Below are 19,855 nucleotides of genomic sequence, written 5' to 3' on the forward strand. Positions count from 1 at the left end.
GAGCGATCTAGACTGGGAGGCATGGCACCCCTGACCTCCGCCCAACGACAGCGCTATGCCCGCCAGATCCGCCTCGACGGCTTCGGAGCTGCGGGCCAGGAGGCGCTGACGGACGCGCATGTCCTCGTCATCGGCGCCGGCGGCCTGGGGGCCCCTGTGCTCACCTACCTCGCCGCCGCCGGAGTCGGCCGACTGAGCATCGTCGACCCCGACGTCGTCGAGCTGAGCAACCTCCACCGCCAGTTCATCCACTCCGAGACCGGCGTGGGCCGCCGCAAGGTCGACTCGGCGAGGGACCGACTCGCCGAGCTCAACTCCTCCATCGAGATCGTCACCCATCCGGTCCTGCTCACCGTCGACAACGCCCTCGACCTCGTCGGCGGAGCCGATGTCGTCGTCGACGGCAGTGACAACTTCGCCACCCGCTACCTCGCCAACGACGCCTGCGAGATCCTCGGGGTGCCGCTCGTCTGGGGCACGATCCTCGGCTTCGACGGCCAGGTCGCGGTCTTCGACGCCCGCCGCGGCGCGACCCTGCGCGACCTCTACCCGGTCGTTCCCGCACCGGGTTCGGTGCCCGACTGCGCCACTGCCGGAGTCATCGGCGCCCTGTGCGGCAGCATCGGGGCGGCGATGGCGATGGAGACGATCAAGCTCCTCGCGGGCATCGGCACCCCGCTGCACGATGCCGTGTCGATCTACGACAGTCTCACCGCGACCTGGGAGACGGTGCCCGTCGGTCGGAATCCGCGGCGACCGGCGGTGGCGGACCTGCACAGCCACCTCGGCGACTACGGCGAAGGGGCGGGGGAGCAGGGAACGGCCGCATGCCCGACGAGCACGGACGAGACGCCCACCGTGACGTGGGCGCAGTTCCCCGGTGGGGTCGACCTCATCGACATCCGGGAGCCCGCGGAGGTGTCGGCCGGGATGGTCCCGGGTGCCGAGCACCTGCCGATGGACGAGCTGCTGGAGCATCCTGAGGCCATCGCCGGTCGCAGCGTCGCCCTCTACTGCCGATCCGGCGTCCGTTCGGCCCGCGCCTGTGCCGCCCTGCGCGCGCGGGGCTTCGACGTCAGCTCGGTGTCCGGGGGATACCTCGCCTACCTCTCCCGACTCTGAGGTCTCGTCGGCTCAGCAGCCGGCGATTCCGCTCGGCCGGCGACGACGACCAGGCTCAGCCGCCGGCGAAGGGCGGGAGGACGTCGATCGTGTCGCCCTCCGCGAGCGGATGATCACGGTCGGTCGCGGCGACGGAGTTGACGAGGAAGCTCGAGCGCGACAGGACGGTCGCCGCCTCGGGGCTGGCCGCCTCGGTGAGGGTGGAGACGACGTCGCCGAGGCTGCCGGCGGTGATCGACTGCTCCTTCGTCCCGAAGGCCTCGCGGGCGGCGGCGAAGAAGCGGACGCTGACCTGTGACACGTTATCCTCCGATGGCGCTCATGGGTCGTTGGGGCTGTTCGAAATCCTCGGAGTCCATCCCGTGGCCGGCGAGCTTCGCCCAGTGGGCGCCCTTCCACAGGTTCGCGATCGTCTCGTCGTCGGCGCCGGCGCGCATGGCCGAGAGCAGGTCCACCTCGGTGCGCGAGAACAGGCAGGTGCGCACTCGTCCCTCGGCCGTGAGCCGGGTCCGCGTGCAGTCGGCGCAGAAGGGCCTCGTCACCGAGGCGATGATCCCGACGTCGCCGAGGACGACATCGGGCCGATCCCGGCGGGCGACGAGGAACTTCTCCGCGGGGGCACCGCCGCGCGGCGCCGAGTCCGGGGTGAGGATGTAGTGGGGGTCGAGCAGGGCGAAGATGTCCGCGGCCGTGATCATCGACGTCCGCGCCCAGGAGTGTCCGGCATCGAGGGGCATCTGCTCGATGAAGCGCAGGCGCAGGCCCCGCTCGAGGCACCAGGCGAGGAGATCGGGAGCCTGCTGGTCGTTGACTCCCGGGAGCAGCACGGCGTTGATCTTGACCGGGTCGAGACCGGCGTCCTGCGCCCCGCGGATGCCGGCGAGGACGCGGTCGAGGAACGGCCGCCGGGTGATCCGGGCGAAGGTGTCGGGGTCGACGGTGTCGAGCGAGACGTTGATGCGATCGAGACCGGCGTCCTTGAGCCTCTGCGCCCGGTTGTCGAGCCCGATCGCGTTCGTCGTCAACGCGATGTTGGGCCGCGGGTCGAGGTCGGCGACCCCGGCGATGATGTCGGTGATATCCCGGCGGGTCAGCGGCTCGCCACCGGTGAACCGGACCTGGTCGACGCCGAACTTCTCGACCCCGATCCTCACGAATCTCACGATCTCCTCGGCCGTCATCGCCGACTCGCGGGACATGAACTCGACGCCCTCCTCCGGCATGCAGTAGCTGCAGCGGAGGTTGCAGAAGTCGGTGAGGGACACGCGCAGGTCGCGCGCCCGACGCCCGAACGTGTCGAGCAGGGAGTCCTCCCGATGGGCGGTGAACGTCGCTCCGGGGTCGACCGTCGGAGTCCTCGGCACAGGCGTCGGCAAGCTGATCCTGCCCATCTGCGGTCCTCCTCCTCGTCGACGACACCTTCGATAGTATCGTCCCATGACACAACCCATCATGCATCGTCGACGTGTGAGCGAGCTGATCTCTCCACTGGGTGGAACGGAGACGCTCGAGCTCACGCGGCTGCTCGATCGGCCGCGTCGGCTGACCGCCGATGTCCGCTCGCCGATCGACGTCCCCGGGTTCGACAACTCGAGCATGGATGGGTACGCACTCTCGGCGTCCACGGCCGGGACCGGCGGTCCGATCCCCGTGCGCGGCCGCGTCGCGGCGGGTGCCGTCGGCACCGAGGTGGAGGAGGGGACCGCTGTCGAGATCATGACCGGCGCCCCGCTGCCTCCCGGCACCGACCTCGTCGTGCCCGTCGAAGCGACGCGGCCGGGACGCTTCGACGCCCCCGAGATCACCCTACTCAGGCCCGCGACAGCCGGTGACTTCGTCCGCCGCCGCGGCAGCGATGTCACCGCCGGCACCCGGGTCCTCGAGGCCGGGGCGATGCTCTCACCCGCCCGCCTCGGAGTCGCGGCCGCCTGCGGAGTGGACCGGCTCGAGGTCCTGCGGCTGCCCCGGGTGCTGCTGGTGAGCACGGGCGACGAGATCGCGGCCGCGCCGGGCGACGGCCCCGAGGCCTCCGCCCGGATCCACGACGCCAACGCGATCACCCTCGCCGCTCATCTGCACCGCCTCGGTGCCTCGGTGGAGACCTTGAGCGTCCCCGATGACCCGCAGGCCCTGCTCGAGCAGGTGAGCGCGAGCGACGCCGACCTCGTCGTGTCCACCGGCGGCGTCTCCAAAGGCGCCCATGAGGTCGTCAAACTCGCCGCGGACCTCGACCCCACCGCGGCCATGGACTTCACCGTCGTCGCGATGCAGCCCGGCGGACCCCAGGGCTGCGGAACGCTGGCCGGGCATCCGTGGGTGGCTCTGCCCGGGAACCCCGTCAGCGCCCTGATCAGCTTCGAGATGTTCCTCCGGCCGGCGCTGCTGCGCCTCGACGTCGACGAGGACCCGCGCCCCGTCGAGCACCACCGCCTTCCCGGCGGGCTCGACGAGGCGCCCCCGAGCGGGAAGCTGCAGATCCGGCGGGCCGTGCTCGCCGGGTCCGGGCTCGAACTCGTCGGCGGGTCGCGCTCCCACCTGCTCCACAGCTACGCCCGGAGCACGCACCTCGTCTTCATCCCGCCGTGCGACGATGGACCCGACGCCCCCGGCGGCCGAGACTCCGCCCCGGGCACCGACCGTGCCGACGAGAACGTCGTGCTCAAGACCTGGAGGATCTCATGACACTGTCGCACATCGACGACACCGGCGCGGCCCACATGGTCGACGTGGGGGACAAGGACGTGACGAAGCGACGGGCCGTCGCCACCGCCGTCATCACCACCCGTCCGGAGGTCATCGACATGATCGCCGAGGCGGGGCTGCCCAAGGGCGATGCCCTGCCCGTGGCGCGCATCGCCGGGGTGATGGGGGCCAAGAAGACGAGCGATCTCATCCCGCTGTGCCATCCTCTGCCGCTGACTGGTATCGACGTCGAGTTCGAGCTCGACTCCGCTGCCGTGCGCATCCGCGCCGCCGTCAGGACCGTGTCGAAGACTGGTGTCGAGATGGAGGCACTGACCGCGGTGTCGGTGGCGGCCCTGACGATCTTCGACATGATCAAGGCCGTCGACAACCGGGCCGTCATCGGCGACATCAAGGTCGTCGAGAAGTCCGGCGGACGCAGCGGGGACTGGAGCCGGGAGGGATGAGCGTCGTCCACACCGCGATCGTCGAGACGCCCATCAGCACCGAGGATCTCGAACCTCTCGTCGCCGCCGAGGACTGCGGGGCCGTCGTCGGCTTCTCCGGCGTCATCCGCGACCACGACGAGGGTCGCGGGGTGCTGCGGCTGTCCTACGAGTCCCATCCCCTCGCGGCCGCGCAGCTCGCCGAGGTGGCCGCCGACATCGCATCCCGGCACCCCGAGGTGAGGATCGCCGTCGTCCACCGCGTCGGGGATCTGGTCATCGGCGATGTGGCGCTGGCCGCCGTCGTCGCCTCGGCGCACCGGCGCGAGTCCTTCGCCGCCTGCGCCGAGCTCGTCGACGAGGTCAAGGTGCGGGTCGCGATCTGGAAGCACCAGTACTTCACCGACGGCGACGACGAATGGGTGGGAGCCCTCGAATGAGCCGTCTGCGCATCGGTCAGGCGGCGCGATTCCTCGGCGTCAGCGACGACACGGTGCGGCGCTGGATCGCCGACGGCAGGATCACCGGCGGTCGGGACGAGTCGAACCGCGTCGTCGTCGACGGACGCGAGCTCGCCGCCATCGCCCAGGAGTCCGGTGCGACGCTCGACGACCCCAGCGGGGTCCTCAGCTCGGCGCGCAACCGCTTCACCGGTCTCGTCACCGATGTCGTCGTCGACGGGGTGATGGCCCAGGTCAGCCTCCAATGCGGACCGTACCGGGTGGTGTCGCTGATGTCGGCCGAGGCATGCCGGGAGCTCGACCTCGAGGCCGGAATCGTGGCCACCGCCTCGGTCAAGGCGACGATGATCTCGATCGACCGACCCCAGGAGCACTGAGCAGCCGCGGATGCGGTTCAAGCACGGTTGGAAAGACGCATCTGCGGTTACGATGGGAGAATGAAGTCCGCCGTCGCGCTCTGCGCCCTCCTCCTCGTCGCCGTCAGCGGCTGTGCGTCCCCCGGTGAGCGCACGCTCACGGTCTTCGCTGCGGCCTCGCTCTCGGAGGTGTTCGAGGACCTCGCCGACGGCTTCTCCACCGATGTCGACGTCCGATTCTCCTTCGCGGGCTCGGCCGACCTCGTCGCCCAGATCTCCGAAGGGGCGCCTGCCGATGTCGTCGCCACGGCAGACGTGGAGACGATGGGCGATCTCGAGTCCAGGGGAGCCCTCGTCGGGCAGCCCGCGGTGTTCGCCACCAACACCCTGAGCCTGGCGGTGACCGCCGGCAACCCGCGGGCGATCGCCTCGGCGGACGACCTCGCCGGCGTCGACCTCGTCGTCTGCGCCCCGCAGGTGCCCTGCGGGGCGGCGACCCAGCGGTGGGAGCAGGCGGTCGGAGCCGACCTCGATCCGGTCAGCGAGGAGAACTCCGTCACCGATGTCCTCGGCAAGGTGAGCAGCGGCCAGGCCGATGCCGGGATCGTCTACCGCACCGATGTGCGCCGCGCCGACCCGGACGTCGACGAGGTTGTCCTCGACGGCGCCGAGGACGTGGTCAACCGCTACCCGGCCGCCGCCGTCGCCGGGGGCGAAGAGGCCGATGCGCGCGCCTTCGTCGAGTTCCTCCGCTCCGACCGGGCACAGCGGATCCTCACCGACGCCGGGTTCGGTGCGCCGTGAGCAGGCGAGTCGCGGACCGGCGACCGGGAGCCCCGGGATGGCTCTGGGCGCCGGCCGGACTGGGCGTCGCCGTCCTCCTCCTGCCGATCATCGGGCTGAGCGCCCGCGTCGACCTCGCCCACCTCGGCGAGGTCCTGCTCGCCCCGGAATCGCGGCTGGCCATGGGACTGTCGCTGACGACCTCGGTGATCTCCGCGCTCGTCTGCGTCCTCATCGGCTTCCCCCTGGGCTGCCTGCTCGCGGCGAGGCCGTTCCCCGGGCACCGGATCCTGCGCACCCTCATCCTCCTCCCGCTCGTGCTCCCGCCCGTCGTCAGCGGGCTCGCGCTGCTCTACACGTTCGGACGCAGCGCGGTCCTCGGCTCGACCCTCGAGGAGCTCGGCCTCGGGCTGGCCTACACGAGCGCGGCCGTCGTCGTCGCCCAGGTGTTCGTCTCCCTGCCGTTCATGGTCATGTCGGTCGAGACCGCTGTCGCCTCCCGCGGTCGGGACCACGAACTGGCCGCCGCCGAGCTGGGGGCCCGACCCACCCGGGTGCTCGTCTCGATCACCCTCCCGCTGCTGCGGCAGGGCATCATCACCGGGGCGATCCTGTGCTTCGCCCGGTCGCTCGGGGAGTTCGGGGCGACCCTGACCTTCGCGGGATCGCTGTCCGGCGTCACCCGGACCATGCCGCTGCAGATCTACCTCGTGCGCGAATCCGACCCCGGTGCGGCGATCGCGCTGTCGCTGCTGCTCATCGCCGTCGCGGTGCTCATCATCGTCCTCGCCTACCGCTCCCCGCACGCCCCGAACCTGCGGATCCGACCCGAGAGCGACTCCCAGGCGGATGGGCGCCCCGAGGCGGACCGGCGCGCGGATCCACCTCCCGCCGGGGCGCCGACTTCCGGAGCCGAGCGGCCCGGGGCCATCAGCCTTCGTGCGCGCCTGGCCGAACGCGGACTCGCCCTCGACCTGACTCTGCCCGGGGGATCGACGACGGCGATCATCGGACGCAACGGCGCAGGGAAGTCGAGCCTCTTCGGGATCATGACCGGCGCCCTCCTTCCCGACACGGGCCGGCTGCGCATCGACGGTTCGCCGATCTTCGACCTCGCGGCCGGTCAGTGGCCGCCCGTCCATGCCCGCGGCATCGTCCACCTCGGGCAGAACCCCCTGCTCTTCCCCCATCTCAGCGTCATCGACAACGTCGCCTTCGGGCTGCGCGCGCACGGGCGACCGAAGTCCGAGGCCCGGCGGACGGCCGCGGCGATGCTCGAGCGCCTCGGCGTCGGCCATCTCGCCCACCGCCGCCCCGAAGCGGTGTCCGGGGGACAGGCCGCCCGGATCGCCCTGGCCCGGGCACTCGTCATCGATCCGGTGCTGCTCCTCCTCGACGAGCCCCTGGCCGCCCTCGACGTCGACGTCCGCATCGAGACCCGGCAGGTGCTGGCCCACGAGCTCACCGGGCGCAGCGCACTGCTCATCACCCACGACGTCGACGACGTCACTGCACTCGCGACGACGCTCGTGCACATCGACAAGGGGACTGCCGTCACCGTCGCACCGCTCACCGAGGTCAGGACCGCTCCGGGCGATCCCGGCCACGATTTCCTCACGAGCTTCTGCGCCGGCGACCGCCGATGGAGTACTGTGCAGTAAGTCACAGTTGCCCTCTGCGGAAAGGACCCGTCACATGCCACAGCTCTCCTATTCCTCAGGCCCCTCGACGACACCGCTGCTCGGCGAGACCATCCCCGCGAACTTCCGTGCCGTCGCCGCCGTGCACGCCCAGGCGCCCGCCCTCACCGACCGCCACTCGGGTCGACGGTGGACCTATGCGCAGTTCGACCGCGACACCGACGCCCTCGCGGCGGGACTGCTCGAACGCGGCGTCTCCCAGGGCGACCGGGTCGGGATCTGGGCCCAGAACGTCGCCGAATGGGCGCTCATCCAGTACGCGACGGCGAAGATCGGGGCGATCCTCGTCAACGTCAACCCCGCCTATCGCGTCCACGAACTCGAATACGTCGTCAAGCAGTCGGGAATGAGCCTGCTCGTCTCGCAGATCACCGCGCCACCGCACTCGGACTACCACGCGATGGCCACCGAGGTCGCCGGAAAGGTGGCCGGCCTCGATCTGCTCTTCATCGACACGGTCCCGGGCGACCTCCTCGGCGAGTCGGTGATCTCCGAACGCGAGTCCTTCGCCCTGCTCATGGACCTCGGTCGGGGACTGCTCGACGACGCGCACGCGAAGTACGAGGTGCGCCTGCGCCAGGCGATGGACGCGCTGTCCGCCGACGATCCGATCAACATCCAGTACACCTCGGGGACCACGGGCTTCCCCAAGGGAGTGACGCTGAGCCACCACAACATCCTCAACAACGGCTTCTTCATCGGCGAGCTCCTCGGCTACGGCCCCGCGGACGTCGTCGTCCTGCCGGTCCCGTACTACCACTGCTTCGGCATGGTCATCGGCAACCTCGCGGCACTGAGCCACGGCGCCTCGATCGTCCTGCCCTCCCCGGGCTTCGACCCCCTGGCGAGCCTGCGCGCCGTCGCCGAGGAGCGCGCGACCTCCCTCTACGGCGTGCCGACGATGTTCATCGCCGAACTCGAGCACCCCGAGTTCCCCGGCTTCGACCTGGCCAGCCTGCGCACCGGGGTGATGGCCGGGTCCCCCTGCCCCGTCGAGGTGATGCGCCGGGTCATCGACGACATGCACATGGACGAGGTCGCGATCTGCTACGGAATGACCGAGACCTCGCCGGTCTCCACGATGACCCGCGTCGACGACTCGCTCGAGGCCAGGACCCAGACCGTGGGGCGGGTGATGCCGCACCTCGAGGTCAAGATCGTCGACCCCGTCACCGGGCAGACGGTTCCCCGCGGCCAGAAGGGGGAGTTCTGCACCCGCGGCTACTCCGTCATGCTCGGCTACTGGAACGAACCCGACAAGACCGCCGAGTCGATCGACGCGGCCCGCTGGATGCACTCGGGCGACCTGGGGATCATGGACGAGAACGGTTACGTCGACATCTCCGGGCGGATCAAGGACATGGTCATCCGCGGGGGCGAGAACATCTACCCGCGCGAGATCGAGGAGTTCCTCTACCGCCACCCCAAGATCAGGGACGTCCAGGTCATCGGAGTGCCCGACGAGAAGTACGGGGAGGAGCTCATGGCCTGGGTCATCCTCAAGGACGGCGAGGAGTCGCTGAGCGCGGAGGAGGTGCGGGAGTTCTGCACGGGTCATCTCGCCCACTTCAAGATCCCCCGCTACGTCGAGGTCCGCGAGTCCTTCCCGATGACGGTCTCGGGCAAGATCCGCAAGGTCGAACTCCGCGAGGAGGGCGAGCGGATCGTGAGGGGCGGGACGCACTGACCGATTCCCCAGGTCACAAGTCGGTTGCATTTGAGCCGGGAGCACGCGGGGTTTCTCCTCAGCGCGCTCCATTCACTAAGATCAGAGGCCATGAGAGCTGAATCACAGGTACTTGTGTCAATGGCGAACGTCGAGAAGCACTACGGTGATTTCCACGCGCTCAAGCACATCGATCTCGACATCCGGCACGGCGAGGTCGTCGTCGTCATCGGCCCCTCGGGCTCGGGCAAGTCGACGCTGTGCCGGACCATCAACCGGCTCGAGACGATCACCTCGGGCACGATCACCATCGACGGCAAGGAGCTGCCCGCCGAGGGCGCGGCCCTGGCGGCCCTGCGCTCGGACGTGGGCATGGTGTTCCAGTCGTTCAACCTCTTCGCCCACAAGACGATCCTCGAGAACGTCACCCTGGGCCCGATCAAGGTCCGCAAGCTCTCGAAGGCCGAGGCCGAGAAGCAGGCGATGGCCCTGCTCGAACGCGTCGGCGTCGCCCACCAGGCCGACAAGTACCCCGCGCAGCTCTCCGGCGGGCAGCAGCAGCGCGTCGCGATCGCGCGGGCGCTGGCGATGAAGCCGAAGGTGATGCTCTTCGACGAGCCCACCTCGGCGCTCGACCCGGAGATGATCAACGAGGTCCTCGACGTCATGGTCGAGCTCGCCCGTGACGGGATGACGATGGTCGTCGTCACCCACGAGATGGGATTCGCCCGCAAGGCGGCCAACCGCGTCGTCTTCATGGCCGACGGCGAGATCGTCGAGGTGGCCGAACCCGAGGAGTTCTTCACCAACCCGCAGAGCTCCCGCGCCAAGGACTTCCTGTCCAAGATCCTCACTCACTGATTCCTCAGATCCACACCCCCGGATCCCTGCACCAACCTCACTAGGAGAAGCAATGAAGAAGCTCAGCCTGTCAATCGCCTCAGTCGCGGTGGGACTGCTCGCACTCAGCGGCTGCGGCCAGGGCGGCACCCCCGACGCCCCGGCCGAGGGGGGCGGAGAGACCAAGGCGGCCCCCGAGTACACGGTCAACGAATCGGCCGATGTCGCCGACTCGAAGACCTGGCAGGCGGCCAAGGACGCCGGCAAGCTCACGGTCGGCGTGAAGTTCGACCAGCCCGGACTCGGCAACGTCAAGGCCGGCTCGGACACCCCGGAGGGCTTCGACATCGAGATCGCCAAGATGGTCGCCGCCGAGCTCGGGTTCAGCGCCGATCAGATCGAGTTCACCGAGACGGTCTCGGCCAACCGCGAGCCGTTCCTCCAGCAGGGCAACGTCGACATGGTCGTCGCCACCTACACGATCAACGATGAGCGCAAGAAGGTCGTCGACTTCGCCGGTCCGTACTACGTCGCCGGACAGGATCTGCTCGTCGCCGCCGACTCCGACATCGCCGGTCCCGAGGATCTGGCCGGGAAGAAGGTCTGCTCGGTCGACGGCTCTACTCCCGCGCAGAACATCGAGGAGAAGTACACGGAGGCCGAACTGGTCACCTACGACACGTACTCCAAGTGCGTGACCGACCTGCAGTCGGGGTCCGTCGACGCGGTGACCACCGACGATGCGATCCTGCGCGGCTACGCCGCACAGTTCGAGGGCGAGTTCAAGGTCGTCGGCAAGCCCTTCACCGAGGAGCCCTACGGCGTCGGCCTGCCCAAGGACGACCAGGCCCTGCGCGATGCGGTCAACGACGCCCTCGAGAAGGGAATGGACAACGGCAAGTGGACAGAGGCCTTCGAGTACACCCTCGGCTCCGCCGAAGGCGTGCAGATGCCCGAGATCGACCGCTACTGACGCCGGCAGCGGATTGACATGATGCGAGGGCACCCGCGGGTGCCCTCGCATCGATTAAGGAACCTGGAATGGACCTTCCCGAACTCCTCCGGCTCTTCGGCAGCGGCGTCTGGGGAACCCTCAAGCTCTTCACGGTCGCCCTCGTCGGGTCGTTCGTGCTCGGCACGATCCTCGCCGGCATGCGGGTCTCACCGACACCCGTGCTGCGAGTGGCCGCGTCGACCTACATCAACGTCGTGCGGAACACGCCGCTGACCCTGGTGATGTTCTTCTGCGCCTTCGGACTGCCGTTCCTCGACATCCGCTTCGGCGGGTCGAGCTCGTTCAACTCGTTCGTCTACGCGACCATCGCGCTCACCGCCTACACGGCCTGCTTCGTCGCCGAGACCCTCAAGTCCGGCATCGCGACGATCCCCGTCGGGCAGGCCGAGGCCGCCCGCGCGGTCGGGCTCACCTTCGGCCAGACGCTGGGCGAGGTCATCCTTCCGCAGGCGTTCCGCACCGTCATCCCGCCGCTGGGCAGCGTCATCATCGCGATGCTCAAGAACACCTCGATCGCCTCGGCGTTCAACAACCGCGAGCTCATCTCCGCGATGCGCAATGCCATCGAGCTGCGCGGTGACCTCGTCATCCCGATCCTGTTCGGCACCGCGCTGGCCTACCTCCTCCTCGCGCTGATCCTCGGCCGGATCTTCGACTACCTCGAGAGGAAGCTGGTGATCCTGCGATGACCGCCCCGACTCAGGTGCTCTTCGACGCACCCGGACCCAAGGCCCGCCGCAACAACGTCATCATCTCCATCGTCTCCGCGCTCGTGCTCGCCGGGATCGTCGCGTTCATCATCTGGAAGTTCGCCGACGCCGGTCAGCTCGAGGCGGCCAAGTGGTATCCCTTCACGTTCGCGCAGATCCAGATGGTGCTGCTCCAGGGGATGCTCGCCACGCTCAAGGTCGCCGTCGTCGCCTCGCTGCTCGCCCTTGTCGTCGGGGTCGTGTTCGCGCTGCTGCGGCTGTCGAGCCGGCGCTTCATCTCGGTGCCGGGCACCATCGTGCTCGAGTTCTTCCGCGGTGTGCCCGTGCTGCTGCTCATCTTCGCGATGTTCCTCATCTTCGGCAACACGATCGGACCCTTCTGGTCCGTCGTCATCGGGCTCACGCTCTACAACGGCATGGTGCTCGCCGAGATCATCCGCGCCGGCATCCTCGCCGTGCCCAAGGGGCAGAAGGAAGCGGCGATGGCGATCGGACTGCGGTCGGGCCAGGTGATGAGCCTCGTCCTCATGCCGCAGGCGCTGCGGGCGATGATGCCGACGATCATCGCCCAGATCGTCGTCCTGCTCAAGGACTCGGCCCTCGGCTTCATCGTCACCTACCAGGACCTGCTCTACCAGGTGAATCTCATCGGCCGCGAGTACAACAACCTGCTGCCGACATTCCTCGTCGGGGCGGTCCTGTTCATCGTCATCAACATGATCGTCGCGGGAATCGCGCGCTGGCTCGAGAAGCGCCTGCAGCGCAAGACCACCGCCCACGTCGACGCGGAGGGACTCTCGGCCAAGACGGTCACCTGAGTCCCGACGAGGTCACCGGCGGCGCGCGGGGCCGTTCGATCCGAGGTCCGGGTCGAACGGCCCCTGTGCTCGCGCCCGCCGGTGTGTTTGACTAGGGGTGACCGTTCGAAGACCCCAAGGAGTCGCGCATGCAGCCGGAACTCAACCCGACCCCCGTCACGGTGACGAAGCACCCCGAGAGGGACCGGTTCGAGATGGTCACGACCGAGGATCCCGTGACCTTCATCGGCTTCCTCGGGTACCGGGTCGTCGACGACACGACGCTCGAGCTCCAGCACACGATCATCTCCGAGGACTTCTCCCGCCGCGGGTTCGCCCGCACCCTGGTCACCCATGTCCTCGACCAGATCCGGTCCGAGGGCGGGGCGATCATCCCGACGTGCAGCTACGTCCAGGAGTACCTGCGCCGCTTCCCCCAGTACCGCGACCTCATCGCCGAGTAGTGAGCCGGGCAGCGATCGGGGCGGGGCGGTTCGCCCCGAGCCCCAGCGGTGACCTCCACATCGGCAACATCCGCTCGGGCCTGCTAGCCTATGCGCGTGCACGGCAGACCGGGCGACGGTTCCTGTGGCGGATCGAGGATCTCGACCGGGTGCGGGCAGGCTCCGCCGAATCCCAGCTCGCGGTGTTCGCCGAGCTCGGCGTCGTCCCCGACGAGCCCCCGCTCGTCCAGTCGACCCGTCACGAGCACTACGCCGAGGCGATCCGGCACCTCGACGTCGCCGGTCTCGTCTACGAGTGCTACTGCTCGCGCCGCGACATCCAGCAGGCGCCGAGCGCACCCCACGCCCCACCCGGCGCCTATCCGGGAACGTGCCGCAGCCTCGGCGAGGAGGAGCGGGCCGTGCAGCGGGACCGGCTGGCGGCCGCGGGACGGTCGCCAGCCCTGCGTCTGCGTGCGGAGAACCTCGAGGTGACGATCGACGATGCGCTCCTCGGTCCGGTCACGGCGGTCGTCGACGATCTGGTGCTCAGGCGCGGTGACGGGGTCTTCGCCTACAACCTCACCGTCGTCGTCGACGACGCGGCGAGCGGGGTCGACGAGGTGGTGCGCGGCGACGACCTGGCCAGCTCGGCCCCGCGACAGGCCCACCTCGCCCGACTGCTCGGTCTGCCCATGCCCGGGTGGGTCCACGTCCCACTCGTCCTCAGCCCCACCGGGGCGCGGCTGGCCAAACGCGACGGGGCCGTGACCTATCAGCAGCTCAAGGGACTGGGCTGGTCTCCGGAGGACGTGTTCGCCTGGGTGTGCGAGTCGCTGGGTTTCGGACCCGCCGCCGGCGAGAGGCCGTGGAGAGGCGTCGACGACATGGTCGACGGACTCGACCTCGACCGGATGGTCCGCGAGCCGACGGTGTTCAGGCCGCCGAGCGCTCCTTGTCCTCGATGACCCGGGTGTAGATCGTCTCGAAGGTGTCGAGCGTGTACTCGATGTCGTGGACGGCGACGAGGTCGAGGGAGGCCTGGCACATCGCCCGGCGCTCCTCCGGTGCCTGGGTGCAGATCCGGGTGAAGCGCTCGGCGAGTTCGGCGATGTCCCGCGGAGGGAACAGGTAGCCGTTGACCCCGTCCCTGACGAGATGGGGGAGGGCCACCGCGTCGGCGAGCACGACGGGTTTGCCGAAGGCCAGCGCTTCGAGGGTCGCGATGGACTGGAGCTCCGCCGTCGAGGGCATGCAGAAGAAGGTGCAGCGCTGGTAGGCGTCCATGAGCGCCTTGTCGCTGATCTTGCCGAGGACGTGGACGCGATCGGCGATCCCCAGCTCGGCCGCGAGGGCCTTGAGCGGTTCCTCCTGGTCACCGCCGCCGACGACGTCGAGCTCGAGCCCGAAGGACGGGTCGGTGCGGGCGACGGCGCGGACGATGTCGTCGACGTGCTTCTCGGCGGAGAGACGGCCGACGAAGAGCACCCGCGGCGGAGCCTGCGACACGTCATCGGCACGGGCGTCCCCGCCGCCCCCGGTCGCCTCGGCGCGAGCGGTCGGCATCGTGCCGTTGCCCTGGGTGACGGCGGGCGCGGAGCCGTTGACCTGGGAGAAGCGCTGCAGGTCGATGCCGCAGGAGACCGCCCTGATCGGTGAGGTGAAGCCGTTCTGGGTGAGCAGATCGGCCGCGAGCTGGGTGGGGACCGTGATGAAGTCCGCCGACTGGAACTTCCGGCGCAGATCCCACCAGGCCAGCGCGGTGCCCCCGTCGATGAGCTTCTTCGGAGCCCGGACGTAGGGGCGGACGTTGTCGGGCATGAAGTGGTTGGTCGCGACGACGGGGATGTTGCGCTTGATCGATTCGGAGAAGGCGTACCGGCCGATGACGAAGTGGGCCTGGGTGTGGACGACGTCGGGTCTGAGCGTGTCGAGGAGGCGAGCGATCTCGGGCTTGGTCTCCCACGGCATGCAGATCGTCCATGTCGGGTGCAGCGGCCAGCGGTGGGAGGTCAGGCGGTGGACGGTGACTCCGTCCTCGACGCTCACCGAGGCCCTGCCGGTCGCCGAGGGACAGGCGACATGGACGTCGTTGCCCCGGGCGGCCAGTCCCGCGGCCAGGCGCTCGGCGAACTTCGCGGCGCCATTGACCTCGGGGGCATAGGTTTCGGAGGGGATGAGAATGCGCCGGGCTCGGGGGCGTCTATGCTCGGACAGGGTTCAGCACTCCTCGGTGTCGGTCGACAAGTCTGTGCGGCGAGCGACTCGGCGTTCCTCTTCTCGATCTCGGACGTCTGGATGATACCGCGACAATACAGCGACGCACAGACACGCGGCCAATCCTGTAATCGTCATCACGGTCACCAGCCACACCGGAGCCGCGGAGGCCTCGCCGAGCACGACCGCCCCGAGCACGACCGCGGCGATGGGATCGACCACGGTGAGTCCGGCGATGACCATCTCCGGAGGACCGGCGGCATAGGCGTTCTGCACGAACCACGAGCCGATCAGCCCAGCGGCGGCAAGGCAGGCGACATTGGTCCACGTCACCTGGTCGATTCCCGCACGGAGGAACTGGACGCTGACGAGGTGGGCGTTCGTCGCCACGCAGGCGAAGAGCAGTCCGGCGGCGGTGATGAGGACGAGCTGAGGGGCGTGGCGCCAGACGACCATGATGGCCAGCCCGATGACGACGACGATCGCCGAGATCCAGACGAGCGGCAGGGCGTCGCGGCCGAGGTGGACCTCGGTCCGGGCCGTCGTCGCGGCGAGGGCGACGAAGATCGTCACCCCCACGATGCAGCCGGCCACGGCCGCGACGAGCCGACGATTGACCTGGAGGTCACGATGCCACACGCCGAGGAGGACCGAGACGATGAGGGAGAAAGCGCCGATCGGCTGGACGACCATGACGGGTGCCAATGCGAGCGCGACGAAGTTGCCCGCCGTTCCGAGTCCGAGGACGAGCAGTCCGAGCAGCCATCGGCCGCTGCCGAGCAGCTCCTTGAAGTGGGCCCAGCTCAGTCCGTTGTGGGATTCGTCCTGGTCAGCGACGGCATGATGCTGGAACAGGGCACCGTAGGCCAGGGCCACGGCCGCGAGTACAGCGAGGACGATTGCCACTATGGTCACGTGCGCCTCTTCCGCTGTGGGGATGGACAGGCAGGAACGTCTCGATTTTACAGCCGGGAGCTCGGGCCGCCCCGATACGAGTCGGATGTGAGCCAAACCACGTCTTGGCGCTTTGTCTGCGCGGCGCGGACTTTGCTAGACTGTCTACTCGTGCGCTGGCAACTGCGTCAGTCCTCCGTAGCTCAGTTGGCAGAGCATTCGACTGTTAATCGAAGGGTCGCTGGTTCGAGCCCAGCCGGGGGAGCAGGTCAAGGCCCCGTCGTTCGCGACGGGGCCTTCGTCGTGCACGCGGCGGGGTGCACGACGCCGTGACGTGCGACGGGTCGGTGGGAATCGTCGGCGCGACCGTACTACCGTGGAGGCCATGACCGACTGGTTCGAGGGCGACGAGCGCACGAACCGGGAGCGGATGCTCGCCGGTGACCTCTATATCGCTGACGACCCGGAGAGCGAACGGATCGCCCTGCGGGCCGCTCGACTCGCCGATGCCTATCAGCGGGCGTTCCTGAAGGACGAGGCGATGGCGCGCCCCCTGCTCGAGGAGCTGCTCGGCCACCTCGGCGCCGACGCGGTCATCCGACCGCCCCTGTTCGTCGACTACGGTGAGAACCTCCGAGTCGGTGCGCGGACCTTCGTCAACGTCGGGCTCACCGCGCTCGACGTCGCGGCGATCACGATCGGTGAGGACTGCCAGATCGGCCCCCACGTCCAACTGCTCACCCCGACCCACCCCATCGACCCCGAACCGCGACGCGACAAGCTCGAGGCCGCCGAACCGATCACCATCGGTGACAATGTCTGGCTTGGGGGTGGGGTCATCGTGTGCCCGGGCGTCACCATCGGGCCGAACACCGTGGTCGGAGCAGGCGCCGTCGTTACCAGGGACCTGCCTGCCGACGTCGTCGCCGTGGGAAACCCCGCCCGCACCATCCGCCGGATCGATCCCGACGACCGGCGGTGAGGCCGCCACTCCGTCTCGGCAGGATCGTCGTCTCCCGACCGAACCAGCGGAATAATTGAACGATCAACCAGGTTAGCGGGGTATGAAGGCATTCGGATTCCTCAGCTTCGGCCACTACGGCACCGGACCGATCTCCGGAGACTTCGGCGCGCGGGAAGCGCTGCAGCAGGCAGTCGAGATCGGGGTCGGCGCCGACGAGATCGGAGTCAACGGAGCGTACTTCCGCGTTCACCACTTCGCGAAGCAGGCCGCCGCACCGATTCCGCTGCTGTCGGCGATCGCCGCCAGGACGAGGCACATCGAGGTCGGCACCGGCGTCATCGACATGCGCTACGAGAATCCCCTCCACCTCGCCGAGGAGGCCGCCGCGCTCGATCTCCTCTCCGACGGACGCGTGGCCCTGGGCATCAGCAGGGGGTCACCGGAGCCTGCCCTGCGCGGCTGGGAGGCGTTCGGCTATGAGGACACTGTCGACGGCAAGGGAGCGGAGATCGCCCGGACGAAGTTCGCCAGGTTCCTCTCGGCGATCAGGGGCCGGGAGATGGTCGACGCCGATCCCGCTCAGTTCGGTCCCGGTGTGAGACTCCCGATCGAACCGCGTTCGGCCGGCCTCGACCGCCGGATCTGGTGGGGAGCCGGCTCGCGGGCCACCGCGGAGTGGGCGGCCGAGCAGGGAGTGAATCTCATGAGCTCGACCCTGCTCACCGAAGCCACGGGAGTGACGTTCGGCGAACTCCAGCGCGAGCAGATCGATCGCTATCGGCAGGCGTGGGCGGCCGCCGGCCACGGCTGGACACCGCGAGTGTCGGTCAGCCGCAGCGTCTTCCCGATCACCACGGACCTCGACGATCTCTACTTCGGTCGGCGCAGCGGGGCCGACAGTGACCAGATCGGAATCATCGACGGACTGCGCTCGACTTTCGGGCGGACCTATGCGGCCGAGCCCGACAGGCTCATCGACGAGCTCCGGGCGGACCCGGCGATCGAGGCCGCCGACACGCTCATGCTCACCGTGCCCAATCAGCTCGGGGTCGACTACAACCTCCACATCCTCGAGTCCTTCGCCGAGCACGTCGCCCCGGCGTTGGGCTGGAAGCCCGGTCCCGAGGGCCCGGTCGAAGGGTACGCTCTGGACCACTGACGCCCCACCTCGGCGATCTCACCTGTGAAGATGCGATGACTCCTGTCTTGCGCCTCGGCGAGCAAGGGAGTAGACGTGAAGGTGTGAGCGATGAGAGCGGATTGACCCAGACCCAGAGGCGCATTCTCATCATCGCCCTCGTTCCGCTGTTCATGTCGCTGCTGTCGGTGTCGATCATCAACGTCGTGCTGCCGTCGATCGCGACGAGCATCGGCGCCTCCTCGTCCGAGCTCCAGTGGGTGCTCACCGGGTACGCCCTGTCCTTCGGCGTGGTCCTCGTGGCCGCAGGACGGGCCGGAGACGTCTTCGGTCGGGGCCAGCTGTTCGCCATCGGAGTCGGGCTGTTCGGTCTCGCGTCCCTCATCTCCGGGCTCGCCCCCGATCCGCTCACCCTCAACATCGCCCGCGTGATCATGGGGCTGGGGTCGGGATTCCTCAGTCCGCAGGTCGTCGGGCTCCTCCAGCAGTACTTCCAGGGTCCGAGGCGCGGTCGTGCCTTCGGGCTCATGGGAACCGTCGTCGGGGTGTCGGTCGCGATCGGGCCTGTGCTCGGCGGAGTGCTCATCGCGCTGCTGGGCCAGGAGCACGGCTGGCGGGCATCCTTCCTCGTCAACGTGCCCTTTGCCGCCCTGTCGCTCGTGCTCGCCAAGAGCTGGCTGCCGTCCTCGGCCTGGCGTGCGATCGCCGAGGAGGGGGAGCCCTCGGTCTCCGGAGGCAGACGCGACCTCGATCCGGTGGGCACGGTCCTGCTCGGCCTCGGCGTGCTCCTGGTCCTGCTCCCGTTCGTCGAATCCTCGGGGGCGCCTCTCGTCTGGCTCGCTCTGCCGGTGGGACTGCTGACGATCCTCATCTGGGTGCGGTGGGAGCGGGCATACTCGCGGCGGGGGCGCGCACCCATGGTCGACCTCGTCCTGTTCCGGACGAAGAGCTTCAGCAACGGATCGATCATCATCACCCTCTACTTCATGGGGGTGACCAGCGTGTGGGTGCTCGTCGCCGTCTACATGCAGCAGGGACTCGGGCACACGGCTCTGGCCGCCGGCATGATCGGTCTGCCCGCGGCGCTGCTCTCGGCGGTGTCGGCCGATCTCTCCGGCCGGTTCGTGTTCCAGGTCGGGCGGAAGATGGTGCTGTGGGGCATCGTCACCTGCCTGGCCGGACTGGTCACGACGATCGGGGTCGTCTGGCTGCTCACCCTCGGCATCGGCAGCGAGTGGTGGATGCTTGCGACGCTCAGCCTCATCGGCATCGCCCAGGGACTCGTCATCAGCCCCAACCAGACCCTGACGCTGCAGGAGGTCCCGCTGCGCTACGCCGGCTCGGCCGGGGGAGTGCTCCAGACCGGGCAGCGGATCGGGACGTCGATGGGACTGGCCATGATGACCGCGCTGGCCTTCGCCGTCGTCGCCGTCAGCGATTGGAACGCCGCGATGATGTGGTCGTTCGCGGCAATCTCGTTTGTCGTCATTCTGGCCGGTGTCGCCGGCCTCGCCGAGGTGCGGCGCGGCCACAGGGGTTAGCTGACAGCGCAATAATGTTACGGAGTTTAGACAATCCGGGGTGTCGGTTCTGTGGAAGACTGTTGCTGCAGATCGAAACC

The 19,855-nt window shown here is 68.9% G+C and carries 21 protein-coding genes and 1 tRNA gene; 18 read left to right on the forward strand and 4 right to left on the reverse strand.

Translation table 11 applies throughout. The annotated features are described in order from the left end of the window. The first annotated feature begins 21 nt into the window (after window positions 1-21). Window positions 22-1,122: a ThiF family adenylyltransferase gene (locus DFO65_RS08625; RefSeq protein ID WP_113904021.1), complete on the forward strand. Its 1,101-nt coding sequence runs from the start codon at window positions 22-24 to the stop codon at window positions 1,120-1,122. A 55-nt stretch (window positions 1,123-1,177) separates the two neighbouring features. Here DFO65_RS08625 and DFO65_RS08630 read toward each other — a convergent pair whose 3' ends face one another. Then, entirely contained in the window at window positions 1,178-1,423 is a 246-nt protein-coding gene (locus tag DFO65_RS08630; protein WP_113904022.1) for a MoaD/ThiS family protein, read from the reverse strand. A 1-nt stretch (window position 1,424) separates the two neighbouring features. Further along, a complete protein-coding gene (moaA, locus tag DFO65_RS08635; protein ID WP_113904023.1) occupies window positions 1,425-2,513 on the reverse strand; it encodes a GTP 3',8-cyclase MoaA in 1,089 nt (362 codons plus the stop codon). A 46-nt stretch (window positions 2,514-2,559) separates the two neighbouring features. Between moaA and DFO65_RS08640 the strand changes: the two genes are divergently transcribed. The 13 genes from DFO65_RS08640 (at window position 2,560) to gluQRS (ending at window position 13,989) form a co-directional block, all read left to right on the forward strand. After that, window positions 2,560-3,804, forward strand: coding sequence for a molybdopterin molybdotransferase MoeA (locus DFO65_RS08640; protein WP_113904024.1), 1,245 nt, complete (start codon window positions 2,560-2,562; stop codon window positions 3,802-3,804). Next, complete coding sequence (gene moaC / locus DFO65_RS08645) at window positions 3,801-4,271, forward strand: cyclic pyranopterin monophosphate synthase MoaC (protein WP_113904025.1); 471 nt, start codon at window positions 3,801-3,803, stop codon at window positions 4,269-4,271. Before DFO65_RS08640 ends, moaC begins: the two co-directional genes overlap by 4 nt. Continuing rightward, window positions 4,268-4,690, forward strand: a complete 423-nt coding sequence (locus DFO65_RS08650; protein WP_113904026.1) for a molybdenum cofactor biosynthesis protein MoaE — start codon at window positions 4,268-4,270, stop codon at window positions 4,688-4,690. Before moaC ends, DFO65_RS08650 begins: the two co-directional genes overlap by 4 nt. After that, a complete protein-coding gene (locus DFO65_RS08655) occupies window positions 4,687-5,088 on the forward strand; it encodes a TOBE domain-containing protein (protein ID WP_113904027.1) in 402 nt (133 codons plus the stop codon). The genes DFO65_RS08650 and DFO65_RS08655 overlap by 4 nt, the downstream gene beginning before the upstream one ends. A 60-nt stretch (window positions 5,089-5,148) precedes the next feature. Then, on the forward strand, window positions 5,149-5,871 hold the full coding sequence (gene modA / locus DFO65_RS08660) for a molybdate ABC transporter substrate-binding protein (RefSeq protein WP_113904028.1): 723 nt from the start codon (window positions 5,149-5,151) through the stop codon (window positions 5,869-5,871). Beyond that, the gene (locus tag DFO65_RS08665) at window positions 5,868-7,511 is read left to right on the forward strand and encodes an ABC transporter permease (protein ID WP_220151284.1); all 1,644 of its coding nucleotides are present in this window, start codon (window positions 5,868-5,870) and stop codon (window positions 7,509-7,511) included. Before modA ends, DFO65_RS08665 begins: the two co-directional genes overlap by 4 nt. A 34-nt stretch (window positions 7,512-7,545) precedes the next feature. Further along, window positions 7,546-9,237, forward strand: a complete 1,692-nt coding sequence (locus tag DFO65_RS08670; RefSeq protein WP_113904254.1) for an AMP-binding protein — start codon at window positions 7,546-7,548, stop codon at window positions 9,235-9,237. A 120-nt stretch (window positions 9,238-9,357) separates the two neighbouring features. Further along, entirely contained in the window at window positions 9,358-10,077 is a 720-nt protein-coding gene (locus DFO65_RS08675; RefSeq protein ID WP_181778685.1) for an amino acid ABC transporter ATP-binding protein, read from the forward strand. Between the two features lie 52 nt (window positions 10,078-10,129). Next, the gene (locus DFO65_RS08680; RefSeq protein WP_113904030.1) at window positions 10,130-11,029 is read left to right on the forward strand and encodes a glutamate ABC transporter substrate-binding protein; all 900 of its coding nucleotides are present in this window, start codon (window positions 10,130-10,132) and stop codon (window positions 11,027-11,029) included. Window positions 11,030-11,097: 68 nt separating this feature from the next. Further along, entirely contained in the window at window positions 11,098-11,760 is a 663-nt protein-coding gene (locus tag DFO65_RS08685) for an amino acid ABC transporter permease (protein WP_113904031.1), read from the forward strand. Then, window positions 11,757-12,599, forward strand: coding sequence for an amino acid ABC transporter permease (locus tag DFO65_RS08690; RefSeq protein ID WP_113904032.1), 843 nt, complete (start codon window positions 11,757-11,759; stop codon window positions 12,597-12,599). The genes DFO65_RS08685 and DFO65_RS08690 overlap by 4 nt, the downstream gene beginning before the upstream one ends. Window positions 12,600-12,727: 128 nt before the next feature. Further along, on the forward strand, window positions 12,728-13,042 hold the full coding sequence (locus tag DFO65_RS08695) for a GNAT family N-acetyltransferase (protein WP_113904033.1): 315 nt from the start codon (window positions 12,728-12,730) through the stop codon (window positions 13,040-13,042). Beyond that, window positions 13,042-13,989, forward strand: a complete 948-nt coding sequence (gluQRS, locus tag DFO65_RS08700) for a tRNA glutamyl-Q(34) synthetase GluQRS (protein ID WP_113904034.1) — start codon at window positions 13,042-13,044, stop codon at window positions 13,987-13,989. Before DFO65_RS08695 ends, gluQRS begins: the two co-directional genes overlap by 1 nt. Here gluQRS and DFO65_RS08705 read toward each other — a convergent pair. Together DFO65_RS08705 and DFO65_RS08710 are read right to left on the reverse strand one after the other, a co-directional pair. Continuing rightward, the gene (locus DFO65_RS08705; protein WP_342766921.1) at window positions 13,958-15,238 is read right to left on the reverse strand and encodes a glycosyltransferase; all 1,281 of its coding nucleotides are present in this window, start codon (window positions 15,236-15,238) and stop codon (window positions 13,958-13,960) included. The genes gluQRS and DFO65_RS08705 overlap by 32 nt on opposite strands. Window positions 15,239-15,241: 3 nt before the next feature. Beyond that, complete coding sequence (locus DFO65_RS08710) at window positions 15,242-16,153, reverse strand: DMT family transporter (protein ID WP_245940560.1); 912 nt, start codon at window positions 16,151-16,153, stop codon at window positions 15,242-15,244. A gap of 171 nt (window positions 16,154-16,324) precedes the next feature. On the opposite strand from DFO65_RS08710, the gene DFO65_RS08715 reads away from it, so the two are divergent. The 4 genes from DFO65_RS08715 to DFO65_RS08730 all read left to right on the forward strand — a co-directional run bounded on the left by DFO65_RS08715 (window position 16,325) and on the right by DFO65_RS08730 (window position 19,775). Then, window positions 16,325-16,397: transfer RNA gene (locus DFO65_RS08715), tRNA-Asn, on the forward strand. A 120-nt stretch (window positions 16,398-16,517) separates the two neighbouring features. Further along, the gene (locus tag DFO65_RS08720; RefSeq protein ID WP_113904037.1) at window positions 16,518-17,114 is read left to right on the forward strand and encodes a maltose acetyltransferase domain-containing protein; all 597 of its coding nucleotides are present in this window, start codon (window positions 16,518-16,520) and stop codon (window positions 17,112-17,114) included. Between the two features lie 82 nt (window positions 17,115-17,196). Then, complete coding sequence (locus tag DFO65_RS08725; RefSeq protein ID WP_113904038.1) at window positions 17,197-18,255, forward strand: LLM class flavin-dependent oxidoreductase; 1,059 nt, start codon at window positions 17,197-17,199, stop codon at window positions 18,253-18,255. A gap of 101 nt (window positions 18,256-18,356) precedes the next feature. Beyond that, on the forward strand, window positions 18,357-19,775 hold the full coding sequence (locus tag DFO65_RS08730; RefSeq protein ID WP_245940561.1) for an MFS transporter: 1,419 nt from the start codon (window positions 18,357-18,359) through the stop codon (window positions 19,773-19,775). Window positions 19,776-19,855: the final 80 nt, after the last annotated feature.

The sequence above is a fragment of the Brevibacterium sanguinis genome (assembly GCF_003315415.1).
GTDB lineage: Bacteria > Actinomycetota > Actinomycetes > Actinomycetales > Brevibacteriaceae > Brevibacterium > Brevibacterium celere_A.